The sequence below is a fragment of the Streptomyces tateyamensis genome, from assembly GCF_003205575.1.
In the GTDB taxonomy this organism is placed as follows: domain Bacteria; phylum Actinomycetota; class Actinomycetes; order Streptomycetales; family Streptomycetaceae; genus Kitasatospora; species Kitasatospora tateyamensis.
Map to the genome: position 1 here is coordinate 1 of NZ_PYBW01000383.1, position 250 is coordinate 250.

Annotated in this window: 1 protein-coding gene; it reads left to right on the plus strand. The window is 76.0% G+C overall.

Translation table 11 applies throughout. From position 1 onward, the window contains the following. Window positions 1-250: TetR/AcrR family transcriptional regulator (locus C7C46_RS33840; protein WP_146259354.1), on the plus strand; the 250-nt coding region annotated here is incomplete at both ends.

Consider the following 250-nt stretch of genomic DNA (forward strand, 5'->3'; position numbering starts at 1 on the left):
CCAGCCGCCCCCGCCGCGGGCCAAGGGCCGCCCGCGCAGCGCCACCGCCGACCAGGCGATCCTCGACGCCGCCCGGGCCGCCCTCGCCGAGCTCGGCTGGGGCGGGCTGACCATGGGTGACGTCGCGGTGCGCGCGGGCGTCGCCAAGCCCCCCCTGTACCGCCGCTGGCCGTCCAAGAACGAGTTGGTGATCGACGCCATCGCCAGCCTCTTCGACCAGTTGGAGATGGTCGACCGGGGCAGCCTGCAG